Genomic DNA, 12,667 nt, shown 5'->3' with positions numbered 1-12,667 from the left:
CCAGCCGTGTGCGAGTGGCTCGGGTCGTGCGGGGGGAAACGGTGCTGCTCGTGGGTGGTTCATGCAATTTTCGGACGGTTCGCTCCGGAAAGGCAATCGAAGGCCAGCGAGAGGCCGACGCCGACCCCGAGCGCCGCGAGGTGCCCCGCGTCCGTGAAGGTCCGCCCGCGCTTCACCACCGGCGCGACCGCGAGCGCCAGGAGCCCGGCCCTGGCGGCGGTGCGGACGGCGCCCCGCGGCAGGGCCGACGTCAGCGCGCCGAGCACGGTGTTGAAGCCGTAGCTGGTGCCCACGTCCAGGGCGCCGCGTACGGCCGGGTCGGCCGTCCGGCGCAGCGCCCCGTGGACGAGCAGGGTCGCCGAGGCGTGGCCGAACAGGAACACCGCCGCCGCCCACCAGGCGCCGTAGGCGTACTCGGCGTATCCGAGCACCGCGAGCAGCAGCAGCGCGTACGGCAGGGGCATGGGCTCCTCGACGACGAACGCGCTGCCGGCGAGGGTCTCCCAGCGCCCGGCGGAGAGGTTGTCGACGTTCGTGGAGCACCGCTCCAGCAGTCGCCGCCGGTCCGCCGGGCTCATCCGTTCCAGCGCCTGGGCCCCCAGCTGGACCCCGCCGACATACACCGCTCCCCACGGAATCTGCTTCATCTGCTCATGATCGGACAAGGCCCTGGCGGAGGCGCAGGCGCCCCGTGCGAACATGTCCCGGCCATGTTCGAATCTTTCGCGCCGATGCGCGCCACCCGAGCCGCGATGTTCGCGGCAGTGTGCGTCGCTCTGGGCGCGGTGGGGCATTCGTACATGTCCGGGACGGACATCCCCTTCTACGGTCTTCTGGGCGCCTTCGCGGTGACCGGCGGCCTCGCCTGGCTCGCCGCGGGGCGCCGCCGGGGGCCGGTCGGCATCAGCGCGGCGGTGCTCGGGGTCCAGGGAGCCCTGCACCTGGTCTTCTCGGGAACCGCGAGTCCGGCAGCCGGTGCCCCGCACGCCGGGGCGCAGCACCACCACCACATGGCGGCGGACGCGGGAGCGGTCGCCGCCGACGCGGGCGCCGTGGTCACGGGCGCCTCCGGGGCCGCCGACCTCGCGGCCATGGGCGGCATGGGCGGGATGGGCGGGATGGCCGGGCACGACGGCGGCGTGGGCATGATCGCCGCGCACGTGCTCGCCGGGCTGCTCTGCGCCCTCTGGCTGGCGCGCGGCGAAGCCGCCGTCTTCCGGCTGGCCCGCGCCCTGGGCGCCGCCACCCTGCACGCCGCCCGGCCGCTGGCCCGCGCGCTCGCCCTGGTCCGGGCGCGGATCGCCGCCGCACCGGCCCGCCCCGCGCCCCGGCCCCCGCACCGGCGGCCGCGCCGCCTGCGCGGAGCCGTGCACGCCCACGCCGTGGTGCGCCGCGGCCCGCCCGCCCGCGCGCACCTCACCCGCTCCTCGGCCCCCGGCCGTCCCGCCCCCGCCTGAACCGGCGACGTCGGCGCAGACCCGGGGCCGTGCTCCCCCATGTCTTCGCCAACACCTAGGACCCACATGTCCCTCGACGAGGTTCAGGACGTCCCCACCCAGGACGCCCCCGCCACACCCGCCCCGAAATCCACCGGCCCCGGCGGCTGGCCCGCCGTACGGCCCCTGCTCCTGCGCATGCACTTCTACGCGGGCCTGCTGATCGCCCCGCTGCTGTTCCTCGCCGCCACCACCGGCCTGCTCTACGCCGGCTCCTGGCAGGCCGAGAAGATCGTCTACTCCCACGAGCTGACCGTCGACCGGGTCGGGGACACCGCCCTGCCGTTCGCCGCCCAGGTCGACGCCGCCAAGGCCGCCGCGCCCGACGGCGAGGTCGTGGGCGTCTGGCCCGGCCCGGACGCCGAGGCCACCACCCGGATCGTCATGGAGGCCCCGGGCCTCGCCGAGGGCGAGACCCGTACCGTCTTCGTCGACCCGTACACCGCCGAGGTGCGCGGACAGCTCACCACCGCGGGCGACGCGCTGCCGCTGCGGGCCTGGCTGAGCACCTTCCACTCCAACCTGCACCTCGGAGACTTCGGCCGGAACTACAGCGAACTGGCCGCCAGCTGGATGTGGGTGGTCGCCCTCGGCGGCCTGGCCCTGTGGATCGGCCGCCGCCGCAAGCGCCGCGCGCAGCTCTTCCTCCCCGACCGCGCGGCCACCGGCCGCCGCCGCACCCTGTCCTGGCACGGCACCGTCGGTCTGTGGGCCGTCGTCGGCCTCGTCGTGCTCTCCGCCACCGGCCTGACCTGGTCCAAGTACGCCGGTGAGAACATCGGCCGGCTCCAGGACGGCCTCGGCGGGGCCACCCCCTCCGTGTCCGCGCAGCTGGGCGGCGCGGCCGGCGCCGCCGGGTCGGACGAGCACGCCGGGCACACCATGCCCGAGGGCACCCCGATGCCCGCCCCCGCACCCACCGCGGACATCGGCATCGACGCGGCCGTGGCCGCGGCCCGCGCCGCCGGGGTGACCGAGGAGATCCGCGTGACCCTGCCCGCCGAGGGCAAGGGCTACGTGATCAAGGAGCAGGACAAGACGGTCCCGGTCCACTTCGACGTCGTCGCCCTGGACCCGGCCGACGGCCGTGTCCTGGACGAACTGCGCTTCTCCGACTACCCCCTGCTCGCCAAGCTGACCCGCTTCGGCATCGACGTGCACATGGGCAAGACCTTCGGCATCGTCAACGAGATCGCGCTCGCCGCGCTCGCCCTCGCGGTGATGTTCCTCGTCTTCTGGGGCTACCGCATGTGGTGGCTGCGCCGCCCGACGAAGGACCGCAGGCTGTCGGTCGGCCGCGCGCAGCCGCGCGGCGCCTGGCGCAGGCTCCCCGTGACCGTGCTGCTGCCGCTGGCCGCGGTGACGGCGCTGGTCGGCTGGTTCGTCCCGCTGCTCGGCATCAGCCTCGTGGCCTTCCTCGCCGTCGACGTCCTGCTGGGCTTCGTCGCCGGCCGGCGGGCCGCGTCGGACGGTCCGGCCGAGACCGAGACCGAGACCGAGACCGAGACCGAGGCCGAGGTCGAGTCGGGGGCCGGGGCCGCGTAGCGCTCCGGCGGGAGCGCACCGGAGAGCCAGTGGGCCCGTACTCCCCCGGGGGAGTACGGGCCCACACCCCTTGCGGACGGGACAGGACGGGACGGGACCTGTTGTCCGGTCAGGGCGCGTACTTGTAGCCCACCCGGCGCACGGTCTGGATGGCGCCCCGGTGGGAGCCGCCCAGCTTGCGGCGCAGCCGGGCGATGTGGACGTCCACGGTCCGGCCGTCGCCGACGTGGCCGTAGCCCCAGACCGTGGTGACCAGCTGGTCGCGGCTGTGCACCCGGTGCGGGTGCTCGACCAGGTGGGCCAGCAGCTCGAACTCCAGGTACGTCAGGTCGAGTACGCGGCCGTCGACCTCGGCCGTGCGCTGCGCAGGGTCGATGCGGATCAGGGCGTCGCCCCGGCCGGCCGGGCGGTCCGCGCTCCCCGCCGGGGCCTGGGTGCGGGCGGCGGGGACCTGGTGGACGGCGGCGGCCACGGCCTGCGGGGCGAAGCCGACCGGGGGCTGCTGGTCGGCCGGCACGAGCACCAGGTAGCCGATCATCGGCGGCTGGCCCGGAAGGGCCGGCAGGGTGTGCTGCGGGGCGGGCAGCCAGGTCGCCCCGGGCGGCAGGAAGTCCACGACCCGGGCCACCTCGTCCCGGTCGACGGAACGCAGCCGGTGGCGCGGGGCGGGCGGATGGGTCGGGGAGGGGGCGGTCGCAGCGGAAGCGAGGGAGCGGGTGTTCGCCATGAGTGGTCAGCTCTTTCACGCGGAGAGGCCGGCAGGAGACGTGCGTGCGTCATCGATGTCGTACCGCGCAGACCGAAGGCCCCGGGGGAACAGGAGGTCGTGGAGGTCCCGGAGGCGTTAGAGGGCCTGCGCGTTCTTCGCGCGGCGACACTCACGGTCGAAGTCGTGGTCCTGCCGGGACGGCCAGAACGGCTCGAGGTCGCTGCGACCTGACGAGGTGTGCGAGGGGCTGGCCATGGCCCCATTCAAGCAGACGCACCGCCCCGGGGGCAGGGCGGATCTCAGCCAGTGGATCGCCGTCTCGAATCCCGGGACCGGGATCGGGGCAATACGGGGCAAGGCGGGTGGCCGATCGGGGCCGGGGCGGACCGACGACGACGCCCGCCACGCCGGGAGGGCGGGGCGGGCGTCGGGGGTGGTGCGGGGGCCGGCGGGGCGCCGGACCGGGTCGGGCCGGGCCGTCGGACCAGGCCGTCAGACCAGGCCGTCCTTCTCCAGGCCGGTGCAGCAGGTGTCCGTGATGAGGCGGGTCACCACGTACGGGTCCACGTTGGCGTTCGGGCGGCGGTCCTCGATGTAGCCCTTGCCGTCCTTCTCCACCTGCCACGGGATGCGCACCGACGCGCCGCGGTCCGAGACGCCGTAGCTGAACTCGTTCCAGGGAGCGGTCTCGTGCAGGCCCGTCAGACGCTCGTCGATGCCCGCGCCGTAGTTCTTCACGTGGTCCAGCGGCTTGCTGCCCTCGCCCAGCGCCTCGCACGCGGAGATGATGGCGCGGTAGTCCTCGCGCATCGCCTTCGTGGAGAAGTTGGTGTGCGCGCCGGCGCCGTTCCAGTCGCCCTTCACCGGCTTCGGGTTCAGCGTCGCGGAGACGTTGAAGTCCTCGGCGGTGCGGTAGAGCAGCCAGCGGGCGATCCACAGCTGGTCGGAGACCTCCAGCGGGCCCAGCGGGCCGACCTGGAACTCCCACTGGCCCGGCATGACCTCGGCGTTGATGCCGGAGATCTCCAGGCCCGCGGCCAGACAGTGGTCCAGGTGCTTCTCGACGATCTCGCGGCCGAAGATCTCGTCCGAGCCGACACCGCAGTAGTAGCCGCCCTGCGCGGCCGGGAAGCCGCCCACCGGGAAGCCGAGCGGCCGGACGCCGTCGAAGAAGGTGTACTCCTGCTCGATGCCGAAGATCGCCTCCTGGCCGGCGAACTTCTCCGCCACCGGGCGCAGCAGGGCACGGGTGTTGGACTCGTGCGGGGTCATGTCGATGTTCAGGACCTCGCACAGCACGAGGACGTTCGCGCCGCCGCGGATCGGGTCCGGGCAGGAGAAGACCGGCTGCAGGACGCGGTCGGAGGCGTGGCCCTCGGCCTGGTTGGTGCTCGATCCGTCGAAGCCCCAGATCGGCAGCTCCGCGCCGTCCGCGAGGATCTTCGTCTTGGAGCGAAGCTTCGCCGTCGGCTCGGTGCCGTCGATCCAGATGTACTCAGCCTTGTAGCTCACGGGCCCCATCCTCAGACTCTGCGGGTGCTGCTGGTCGCTGCTTCATCGCTGCGGTGATGACCGCAGCGTGCCCGCCCGCGATTTCCCGTCCGTTGCCCGTGTGTGAACCCCGTGTTACCGAGGTTCACACCGCTGGTCGGGCGGCCCGTGCGGACCTGTGGCGGGAGGCCCGTCCGGGTGCGGCAGACTGGGCGCGTGAGCCTTTCGTCTGATGTGAGCCCTGCCGGAGACCCCGCCGCAGATGCCGTCGTGAACACCGCCGCGAGCGCCCCCGGCCAGGCCGCCGCCGGTCCGGTACCCCGGGTCGGGCTGCTGGGCACCGGCCCGTGGGCGCAGCGCACCCACGCGCCCGCCCTCGCCGCCCATCCCGGCTCCGAGTTCGCCGGCGTCTGGGGGCGCCGGCCCGAAGCCGCCGCCGAGCTGGCGGCCGAGCACGGCGTGAAGGTGTACGAAGAGCCCGAGGAGCTGTTCGCCGAGTGTGACGTCGCCGCCTTCGCCCTGCCGCCCGACGTGCAGGCCGGGCTCGCCGTGCGCGCGGCCGCGGCCGGCTGCCACCTGCTCCTCGACAAGCCCGTCGCGACGACCCCGGCGCAGGCCCGTACCGTCGCCGACGCCGTGGCCCGGCACGGGGTCGCCTCCGTGGTCTTCCTCACCCTGCGCTTCGCCGAGCCCACCGCGGGCTGGGTCGCCGAACAGGCCGCCCGGACCGGCTGGTTCACGGCCGCGGCGCACTGGCTGGGCGCCGTCTTCCCGCCCGACGGCACGCCCAGCGCGTACGCCGACTCGCCCTGGCGCAAGGCCAAGGGCGGGCTGTGGGACGTCGGCCCGCACGCCCTGTCCGTCCTGATCCCCATCCTGGGCGAGGTCACCGAGGTCAGCGCCACCCGCGGGCCCTCCGACGTGGTCCAGCTGGCCCTGCGCCACGCCAACGGCGCTGCCAGTACGGCCGTGCTCAGCCTGGGCGCGCCGCAGGCGGCGGCCGGCGTGGGCCTGGAGCTGCGCGGCACCGCGGGCGTGCACGCACTGCCCGGCTGGAGCGACGTACCGGGTGCGTACGGGAGGGCCCTGGACGCCCTGCTCGACGCCGCGCGGACGGGGGTGCCCGATCCGCGCGACGCCCGGTTCGGCGCCCGGCTGACGGAGATCCTGGCGCAGGCGGAGGCCCAGCTCCCTACTTGATCAGGGCGTTGGCCACGATGATCGCCAGGCCGATGCCGGCGTCGGCCAGGCCGATCAGCAGGGCCCGGCCGAGCCGGTGGCCCACCCGGAGCGCGACGAGCGCCCCCCACCCGAACAGCAGGGCGGTGTTCAGGCCGAGTCCGGCGGCCGTCACGTCGTAGGCGTCCCAGCCGCCGAGTCCGGCGGCGGTCAGCAGCAGGACGGTGGGGAGGGTGGCCACGATCAGTGGCCACTCGCTCCACAGGGCCTGCGCCAGGAGCCGCCACCGGTAGCCCTCCGAGCCCTCCCGGTGGGAGGCCATGTGGTGCGAGTACCCGTGCGCGAGACCGGCCGTGGCGGCCGTCACCAGCACCCAGCTCGCGTCGTAGAAGGGGGTGAAACCCTCGCCCTCCTGGTTCAGTGCGGCCATCAGGGCGCTGGCCAGGACCGTCCCGTAGACCCCGCCGAACATCCAGTCGGTGTGCCGGTGGGCGGGCTGGTGAGGGCGGGCGGTGCGGCCCTCTTCCTGCGGCTGCTGCTCGGTCACGACGGGTCCTTTGGTGCGGTATGTCCTGTTTGGCGCTCCGGTCACCTTACGAGAAGAGCGTGTGGGGCCGCGGTGAACACCGGCTCAGCCGCCCGCCACCGACCGGCCGAGGACCTCCGCCAGTGCGTCCAGGGCCCGGCCGAACGCGGTCTCCGGCGGCGCCGCGTACCCCACCACCAGGCCCTCGCGGGGCTCCGACCGGTCCGCCGGATGCCGGTAGGACGACAGCCCGTCCATGGCCAGGCCCGCCGCCCGGGCCCGGTCGAGGGCCGCCGCCTCCCGGCCCCGCGGCAGCTCCACGACGGCGTGCAGCCCCGCCGCGATGCCCGTCACCCGGACCTGCGGCACCCGCTCGGCCAGCACGGACACCAGCCGGTCGCGGCGGCCCCGGTAGCGCAGCCGCATCCGGCGGACGTGCCGGTCGTACGCCCCGCACTCGATGAAGTCGGCCAGGGCCAGCTGGTCCAGCGCGCCCGCCCAGGACTCGCGTTGCCCCTTCGCCGCCAGCACCCGGTCGACCAGGTGGTCCGGCAGGACCAGCCAGCCCAGTCGCAGCGCCGGCGAGAGGCTCTTGCTGAGCGAGCCCGCGTACACCACGTGCTCGGGAGCCAGGCCCTGCACCGCGCCGACCGGCTTGCGGTCGTAGCGGAACTCCCCGTCGTAGTCGTCCTCCACGATCACCCCGCCGGTGGCGCGGGCCCATTCCACGGCGGCGGTCCGGCGTGCGGGCAGCAGCGGGACCCCGGTCGGGAACTGGTGCGCCGGGGTGAGCAGGACCGTACGGGCCCGCGCGGGGACCTCCCGCGTCCGGGCCCCGTCCCCGTCCACCGCCACCGGGTGCGCGAGGACCCCGGCCGCGTCGAGGATGCCGTGGTGGAAGGGGAGCCCGTACGACTCCACGGCCCAGTCCCGGGGCCGCAGGGAGGCGAGCAGCCGCAGGCCGTTGGCGAAGCCGGAGCAGACCACGATGTTCTCCGGGCCGCTGCGCACCCCGCGCGTCCGGGCCAGGTAGCCGGCCAGGGCCCGCCGCAGCTCCGGACGGCCCCGCGGATCACCGGGGCCGAAGGCCTCGGTCGGCGCCGCGGCCAGGGACCGCCGGGCGCTCGCGGCCCAGGCGCCCCGCGGGAAGGAGGCCGGGTCCGGGGTGCCCTGGAGCAGGTCGTGGCGCGGCCGTTCGGGCACCGGACCGGCCGGGGCGCCCGCCGCGCCCGCCGCTGCCGCGGCTCCGCCGGCGACCCGGGTGCCCGAACCCTGCCGGGCCGTGAACCAGCCCTCGGCGACCAGCTCGGCGTAGGCGTCGGCGACGGTGTTGCGGGCCAGCCCCAGCTCGGCCGCCAGCGTCCGGTACGGCGGCAGCCGGGTGCCCCCGGGGAGCCGGCCGCTGCGCACGGCCGCGCGCAGGGCCTGCGCGAGCGCGGTGCGCCGGGGCCCCTCGGGGGAGAGGTCCAGATGCAGGTCGGAGCCGCCGGGTTCGCCGGTGCTGTCCGGGGTGGGGGCGGTCACGGGCGCGGCTCCGCCGTGAACACCGCGTGGGCGGCCGTCAGGAAGCGGCGGACGGTGTCCCGTTCGGCCGGATCGAAGGAGTCCACCACCGCGAGCACCCCGTCGATGAGCGGGCCGAAGAACTCCCGCCCCAGGCGCACCGCCTCCGGCTCCACGCGCAGCAGGACCCGCCGCCGGTCCCGGTCGTCGCGGAACCGGGCCACGTGGCCGAGCCGTTCCAGCCGGTCGATCACGGCGGTGGTACCCGCCGAGTTGAGCCCGAGCCGCGTGCCGAGCAGGCCCGCCGTGGCCGGCTCTCCGGCGCGGGCGGCGTCCAGCAGGCAGATCAGGGCCCGGACGTCGGTGGGGTGCATGCCGTTGCGGGCGGCGAACTCCGCCTGGCGCAGACCGAATTCGACGGTCACCGCGCGCAGCAGGTGGACCAGCCGGAGGTTCTCCGGCTCCGGTCCGCCCGCCGGTCCGGGCGCGGCTCCGGTTCCGGGTTCCGTTCCGGGTCCTCTGTTGTCGTGCACAGCGCCTCCCGCCTAACATCTCGTTCAGCGAGATTATCGCCCGGCGAGACATTGGAGGGCCCATGCCCCGGACGTCCCCGACCCCGACTCCGCTCCCGTCCCCGGCGGCTGCCTTCCGGGAGGCCTACGAGGAGGCGCTCGGCCGGTGGCCCGGCTCCGTCGACACCGCCGACCTCCCCACCCCGTACGGCTCCACCCGCGTCAACAGCTCCGGCCCCGCCGGGGCGCCGCCCGTCGTACTGCTGCCCGGCGGAGGCGCCACCTCCGCCGTGTGGGGAGCCGTCGCCGGGGCGGCCCGCGGCCACCGGGTGCACGCCGTGGACCTCGTGGGCGAGCCGGGGCTCAGCACCCCGGCCCCCGGGCGGCCGATCCGTACCGTCGGCGACCTGTGCGGATGGCTCGACGCCCTCCTCGACGCCCTCGTCCCGGACGGTCCGGTGGTCCTCGGCGGACACTCCTACGGCGCGTGGATCGCCGCCCACCACACCGCCCGGCGCCCCGGCCGGGTCGGCCGGCTCGTGCTCGCCGACCCGACCCTGGTCTTCGCGGGGCTCCGCCCGCGCTACGTCCTGCGCGCCCTGCCCCTGCTGGTACGGCCCACCCCCGACCGGATCCGCTCCTTCCTCGCCTGGGAGGGCGGCGGGGACGGGGCCGACCCCGGCCTGCTGCGGCTCCAGGGGAGCGCCGCCGGCTTCCCCGCGGTGCGGCCGGTCACGGGACCGCGCCCCGCCCTGTCCGGGCTCGTCGGCCGGCCGGACCTGCGGATCGACGTGCTCCTGGCGGGCCGGGCCCGCTGCCACGACGCGGCCCGCGCCGCCCGGACCGCGCGCGGCCTCCTGCCGGACGCCCACGTCGAGGTGCTGCCCGGCGCCTCCCACCACGCCTTCCCGCTGACCGCGGCCGACCGCATCGCCGCCCGGCTGGGCGCGTCCTAGACCCCGCTGCGGGAGAGGGCCTCGCGGACGGCCTCCTCGGAGCGGGCCACGACGGCCGTGCCGTCGTCCGCGGTGATGATGGGGCGCTGGATGAGCTTCGGGTGCGCGGCGAGGTGGGCGATCCACCGGGCCCGCGCCTCCTGCGTCGCCTCGCGCGGCAGGTCCCGTACGCCCGTCTCCCGGGCCAGCGGGTCCGAGGTGCGGGTGATGTCCCACGGCTCCAGCCCGAGCCGGCCGAGCACCGTGCGGATCTCCTCCTCGGAGGGCACGTCCTCCAGGTAGCGCCGCACGGTGTAGTCGGCCCCCTCCGCGTCCAGCAGGGTCAGGGCGCCGCGGCACTTGGAACAGGCGGGATTGATCCAGATCTCCATGTCCCGACCCTATCCGGGGCCGTCTGGCCAGGGACTTCTGTCAGTGCCCGCGGGTAAAATCGAGGGAGCACGACAGGAAGCCAACTACCGTTTGGGAGGCTGTAGATGGCCACTGCCACCACCGTCCAGCACGTCAAGAAGAAGCCGCTGCCGGCGGGCCTGCCCCGCGAGTGGTACGAGAGCCACAACCGACGTCTGAAGGCCATGAGGCTGGCGATATCCCTGCTCGACTCGGGGACCTACGACCCGCAGCGGGCCACCAACCGGAAGATCCGGACGATGGCCGTCCGGACGGGCGTCCACCGGCCGTCCAACGTCACCTGCCGGATGGTGCGCGCCTTCATCAAGGCGGCCTAGCAGGACCGGCCCACGCCCCCTCCGCCCGGGCAGGGCGGGGCGGGCGCGGGCGGAGGGCCGCTCAGCCCGGGAGGGGGCGGCCGGGGGCACGCGCGCTCCGGCCGTCCAGGGAGAGCAGCAGCAGGGCCACGTCGTCGCCGGGGCCGCCGTGGGTGAAGGAGACGAGGTCCCGCCAGACCGCGTCGACCAGGCCCGCCGGGTCCCGCGACAGCACGGCAACCCGGGTCGCCAGGGGGTAGAAGTGCCCCGTGGAGTCCCGGGCCTCCGTCGCGCCGTCGGTGTGCAGCAGGAACTGGTCACCGGGCAGCACCGCGAGCTCCGCCACCGGCGGCGGATCCGGCCCCGCGAGCCCCAGGCCCAGCGGGGGGCCGGGCTCCACGACCACCTCCTCCACGGCCGTCCCGCGCAGCCGCAGCACCGGCGGATGGCCGCACGACACCATCCGTACGACCCCCAGCCCCGGCGGGAACTCCACCAGCACCGCCGTCGCGAACAGCTCCGCCTGGTCCTCCGAGGCCGCCGCCGCGTCCGCGAGCAGCCGCCGGTCCAGGCGCGCCGCCACGCCCGCCAGCCCGACGTCGTCGAGGACGGCCTCGCGGAAGGCGCCGAGCAGGGCCGTGACCGTGGCCACCGCCTCCAGGCCGTGCCCCTGTACGTCCCCGACCAGCGCCCGCACCCCGAAGGGGCCGGCCCGTACGTCGTAGAGGTCACCGCCGACCAGGGTCCCGCGCTGCGCCGCCCGGTACAGGGCGGCGCAGTGCACCGGCCCGACCCGTGCGGGCACCGGCGGCAGGACCGCGAGCTGCGCGGCCTCCGCCACCGTCCGCACGCTCACCAGCTGTGCGTCCCGGCGCTGGCGGACCCAGGCGATCACCACGCTGAGCAGCCCCACGGCGGCCACCGTGGCCAGGTCCGTGCTCCGGGCGTTGCCGACGCCCAGCGACGGCAGTCCCAGCAGGACCAGGACGACCGCGGCGAAGACGGCGGTGCCGCCCGCTCCATAGGCGAAGGCCGCCACCGGTGGCAGGCCCGCCAGGAAGAACCCCAGCTCCGCGCCGGGGGTGAGTGCCTGGGCGAGGACCAGTGCCACCATCGCCGCCGCGGGCGCGATGCGGGCCCAGCGCGGCGGGGGCTCCCCGCGCAGCCTGCCCGGCTCCTCGCGTCCGCGTCTCACCCCTCCACCCTGGTACGGGGGCGGGACCCGCGCACCCCGGACCGGTCCGCCGGGTGGCTGCGGTGGCCGGTGCCCGCGACAGTGGTGACGTGACGGGAGACGAGGCCCCGCAGGGGACGCCCGGCCGGGCGCACGCCGAGGCGCACGGCACCGGCGGCGGCGCGCCCGGCGCCGAGCTGAGCACCCGGCTCAACTGGCTGCGGGCCGGGGTGCTCGGCGCCAACGACGGGATCATCTCCACCGCCGGCCTGGTGGTCGGCGTGGCCGGGTCCACCACCTCCCGGGCGGCCATCCTGGCGGCGGGCGTCGCCGGGCTGCTGGCGGGCTCGCTGTCGATGGCGGCGGGGGAGTACGTGTCGGTCAGCTCCCAGCGCGACTCCGAACGGGCCGCGCTCGCCATGGAGCGCCGGGAGCTGGCCGAGGAGCCGGAGGCGGAGCTGCAGGAGCTCACCGACCTGCTCGCCGGGCGGGGCCTGAGCCGGGACGTGGCCCGGGAGGCCGCCGAGCAGCTCACCGAACGGGACGCCCTGCGGGCCCACGCCCGGGTGGAGCTCGGGATCGACCCCGACGCGCTGGCCAATCCCTGGCACGCGGCCCTCGCCAGCCTCGTCGCCTTCACGGTCGGGGCGTTGCTGCCGCTGCTGGCGATCACCCTGCCGGGGGCGTCCGCGCGGGTGCCGGTGACGGTGGTGTCGGTCCTGGCGGCGCTCACGCTGTGCGGGACGGTCAGCGCCCGGCTGGGCGGGGCGCCCGTGCCGCGGGCGGTGCTGCGCAACGTCACCGGGGGAGCCCTGGCCATGGCCGTCACCTACGCGGTGGGCACCTGGCTGGGCACCGCGACGGGCTGA

At 75.8% G+C, this 12,667-nt stretch carries 14 protein-coding genes; 6 read left to right on the top strand and 8 right to left on the bottom strand.

The features are described from left to right. Window positions 1-59: 59 nt before the first annotated feature. Window positions 60-647 carry a rhomboid-like protein gene (locus ACPU2J_RS10205; RefSeq protein ID WP_423833110.1) on the bottom strand — a complete coding sequence of 196 codons (588 nt, stop codon included), beginning with the start codon at window positions 645-647 and terminating at the stop codon, window positions 60-62. A gap of 63 nt (window positions 648-710) precedes the next feature. On the opposite strand from ACPU2J_RS10205, the gene ACPU2J_RS10200 reads away from it, so the two are divergent. Continuing rightward, window positions 711-1,457, top strand: coding sequence for a hypothetical protein (locus ACPU2J_RS10200; protein ID WP_423833109.1), 747 nt, complete (start codon window positions 711-713; stop codon window positions 1,455-1,457). A 66-nt stretch (window positions 1,458-1,523) separates the two neighbouring features. Then, window positions 1,524-3,041 (top strand): PepSY-associated TM helix domain-containing protein, encoded by a 1,518-nt coding sequence (locus ACPU2J_RS10195; protein WP_423833108.1) that lies wholly within the window; start codon window positions 1,524-1,526, stop codon window positions 3,039-3,041. 109 nt (window positions 3,042-3,150) lie between these two features. On the opposite strand, the gene ACPU2J_RS10190 is transcribed toward ACPU2J_RS10195, so the two are convergent. Both ACPU2J_RS10190 and glnII read right to left on the bottom strand, forming a co-directional pair. Continuing rightward, window positions 3,151-3,768, bottom strand: a complete 618-nt coding sequence (locus ACPU2J_RS10190; protein ID WP_423833107.1) for a winged helix-turn-helix domain-containing protein — start codon at window positions 3,766-3,768, stop codon at window positions 3,151-3,153. Window positions 3,769-4,242: 474 nt separating this feature from the next. Then, window positions 4,243-5,262, bottom strand: coding sequence for a glutamine synthetase (gene glnII, locus ACPU2J_RS10185; RefSeq protein WP_361604244.1), 1,020 nt, complete (start codon window positions 5,260-5,262; stop codon window positions 4,243-4,245). 249 nt (window positions 5,263-5,511) lie between these two features. Between glnII and ACPU2J_RS10180 the strand changes: the two genes are divergently transcribed. Then, a complete protein-coding gene (locus tag ACPU2J_RS10180; protein ID WP_423834946.1) occupies window positions 5,512-6,441 on the top strand; it encodes a Gfo/Idh/MocA family protein in 930 nt (309 codons plus the stop codon). Here ACPU2J_RS10180 and ACPU2J_RS10175 read toward each other — a convergent pair. The 3 genes from ACPU2J_RS10175 to ACPU2J_RS10165 form a co-directional block, all read right to left on the bottom strand. After that, window positions 6,434-6,967 (bottom strand): hypothetical protein, encoded by a 534-nt coding sequence (locus ACPU2J_RS10175; protein WP_423833106.1) that lies wholly within the window; start codon window positions 6,965-6,967, stop codon window positions 6,434-6,436. The genes ACPU2J_RS10180 and ACPU2J_RS10175 overlap by 8 nt on opposite strands. An 84-nt stretch (window positions 6,968-7,051) precedes the next feature. Further along, window positions 7,052-8,470, bottom strand: coding sequence for a PLP-dependent aminotransferase family protein (locus tag ACPU2J_RS10170; protein WP_423833105.1), 1,419 nt, complete (start codon window positions 8,468-8,470; stop codon window positions 7,052-7,054). Beyond that, window positions 8,467-8,895 (bottom strand): MarR family transcriptional regulator, encoded by a 429-nt coding sequence (locus ACPU2J_RS10165; protein ID WP_423834945.1) that lies wholly within the window; start codon window positions 8,893-8,895, stop codon window positions 8,467-8,469. The genes ACPU2J_RS10170 and ACPU2J_RS10165 overlap by 4 nt, the downstream gene beginning before the upstream one ends. A 149-nt stretch (window positions 8,896-9,044) precedes the next feature. Here ACPU2J_RS10165 and ACPU2J_RS10160 point away from each other — a divergent pair, with 149 nt between their 5' ends. Continuing rightward, window positions 9,045-9,917 (top strand): alpha/beta fold hydrolase, encoded by an 873-nt coding sequence (locus ACPU2J_RS10160; protein WP_423833104.1) that lies wholly within the window; start codon window positions 9,045-9,047, stop codon window positions 9,915-9,917. Here the strand turns inward: ACPU2J_RS10160 and ACPU2J_RS10155 are convergent. Continuing rightward, window positions 9,914-10,288 carry an ArsC/Spx/MgsR family protein gene (locus ACPU2J_RS10155; protein ID WP_420081006.1) on the bottom strand — a complete coding sequence of 125 codons (375 nt, stop codon included), beginning with the start codon at window positions 10,286-10,288 and terminating at the stop codon, window positions 9,914-9,916. The two genes, ACPU2J_RS10160 and ACPU2J_RS10155, sit on opposite strands and share 4 nt — an antisense overlap. 105 nt (window positions 10,289-10,393) lie before the next feature. Here ACPU2J_RS10155 and ACPU2J_RS10150 point away from each other — a divergent pair, with 105 nt between their 5' ends. After that, on the top strand, window positions 10,394-10,645 hold the full coding sequence (locus ACPU2J_RS10150) for a hypothetical protein (RefSeq protein WP_361604225.1): 252 nt from the start codon (window positions 10,394-10,396) through the stop codon (window positions 10,643-10,645). A gap of 61 nt (window positions 10,646-10,706) precedes the next feature. Here the strand turns inward: ACPU2J_RS10150 and ACPU2J_RS10145 are convergent, their stop codons facing one another. Then, window positions 10,707-11,819: a PP2C family protein-serine/threonine phosphatase gene (locus ACPU2J_RS10145; RefSeq protein WP_423833103.1), complete on the bottom strand. Its 1,113-nt coding sequence runs from the start codon at window positions 11,817-11,819 to the stop codon at window positions 10,707-10,709. Between the two features lie 89 nt (window positions 11,820-11,908). On the opposite strand from ACPU2J_RS10145, the gene ACPU2J_RS10140 reads away from it, so the two are divergent. Further along, the gene (locus tag ACPU2J_RS10140) at window positions 11,909-12,667 is read left to right on the top strand and encodes a VIT1/CCC1 transporter family protein (protein WP_389078887.1); all 759 of its coding nucleotides are present in this window, start codon (window positions 11,909-11,911) and stop codon (window positions 12,665-12,667) included.

The sequence above is a fragment of the Streptomyces manipurensis genome (assembly GCF_049570255.1).
Classification (GTDB): domain Bacteria; phylum Actinomycetota; class Actinomycetes; order Streptomycetales; family Streptomycetaceae; genus Streptomyces; species Streptomyces manipurensis.
This window is presented reverse-complemented; position numbering and strand designations above follow the sequence as displayed.

What these genes read in the sequence shown, in the direction of transcription:
- ACPU2J_RS10195 (WP_423833108.1), top strand. Translation starts at nt 1,524, where the DNA reads ATGTCCCTCGACGAGGTTCAGGACGTCCCCACCCAGGACGCCCCCGCC.
- ACPU2J_RS10160 (WP_423833104.1), top strand. Translation starts at nt 9,045, where the DNA reads ATGCCCCGGACGTCCCCGACCCCGACTCCGCTCCCGTCCCCGGCGGCT.
- ACPU2J_RS10190 (WP_423833107.1), bottom strand. Translation starts at nt 3,768, where the DNA reads ATGGCGAACACCCGCTCCCTCGCTTCCGCTGCGACCGCCCCCTCCCCG.
- ACPU2J_RS10205 (WP_423833110.1), bottom strand. Translation starts at nt 647, where the DNA reads ATGAAGCAGATTCCGTGGGGAGCGGTGTATGTCGGCGGGGTCCAGCTG.
- ACPU2J_RS10150 (WP_361604225.1), top strand. Translation starts at nt 10,394, where the DNA reads ATGGCCACTGCCACCACCGTCCAGCACGTCAAGAAGAAGCCGCTGCCG.
- ACPU2J_RS10200 (WP_423833109.1), top strand. Translation starts at nt 711, where the DNA reads ATGTTCGAATCTTTCGCGCCGATGCGCGCCACCCGAGCCGCGATGTTC.
- ACPU2J_RS10155 (WP_420081006.1), bottom strand. Translation starts at nt 10,288, where the DNA reads ATGGAGATCTGGATCAATCCCGCCTGTTCCAAGTGCCGCGGCGCCCTG.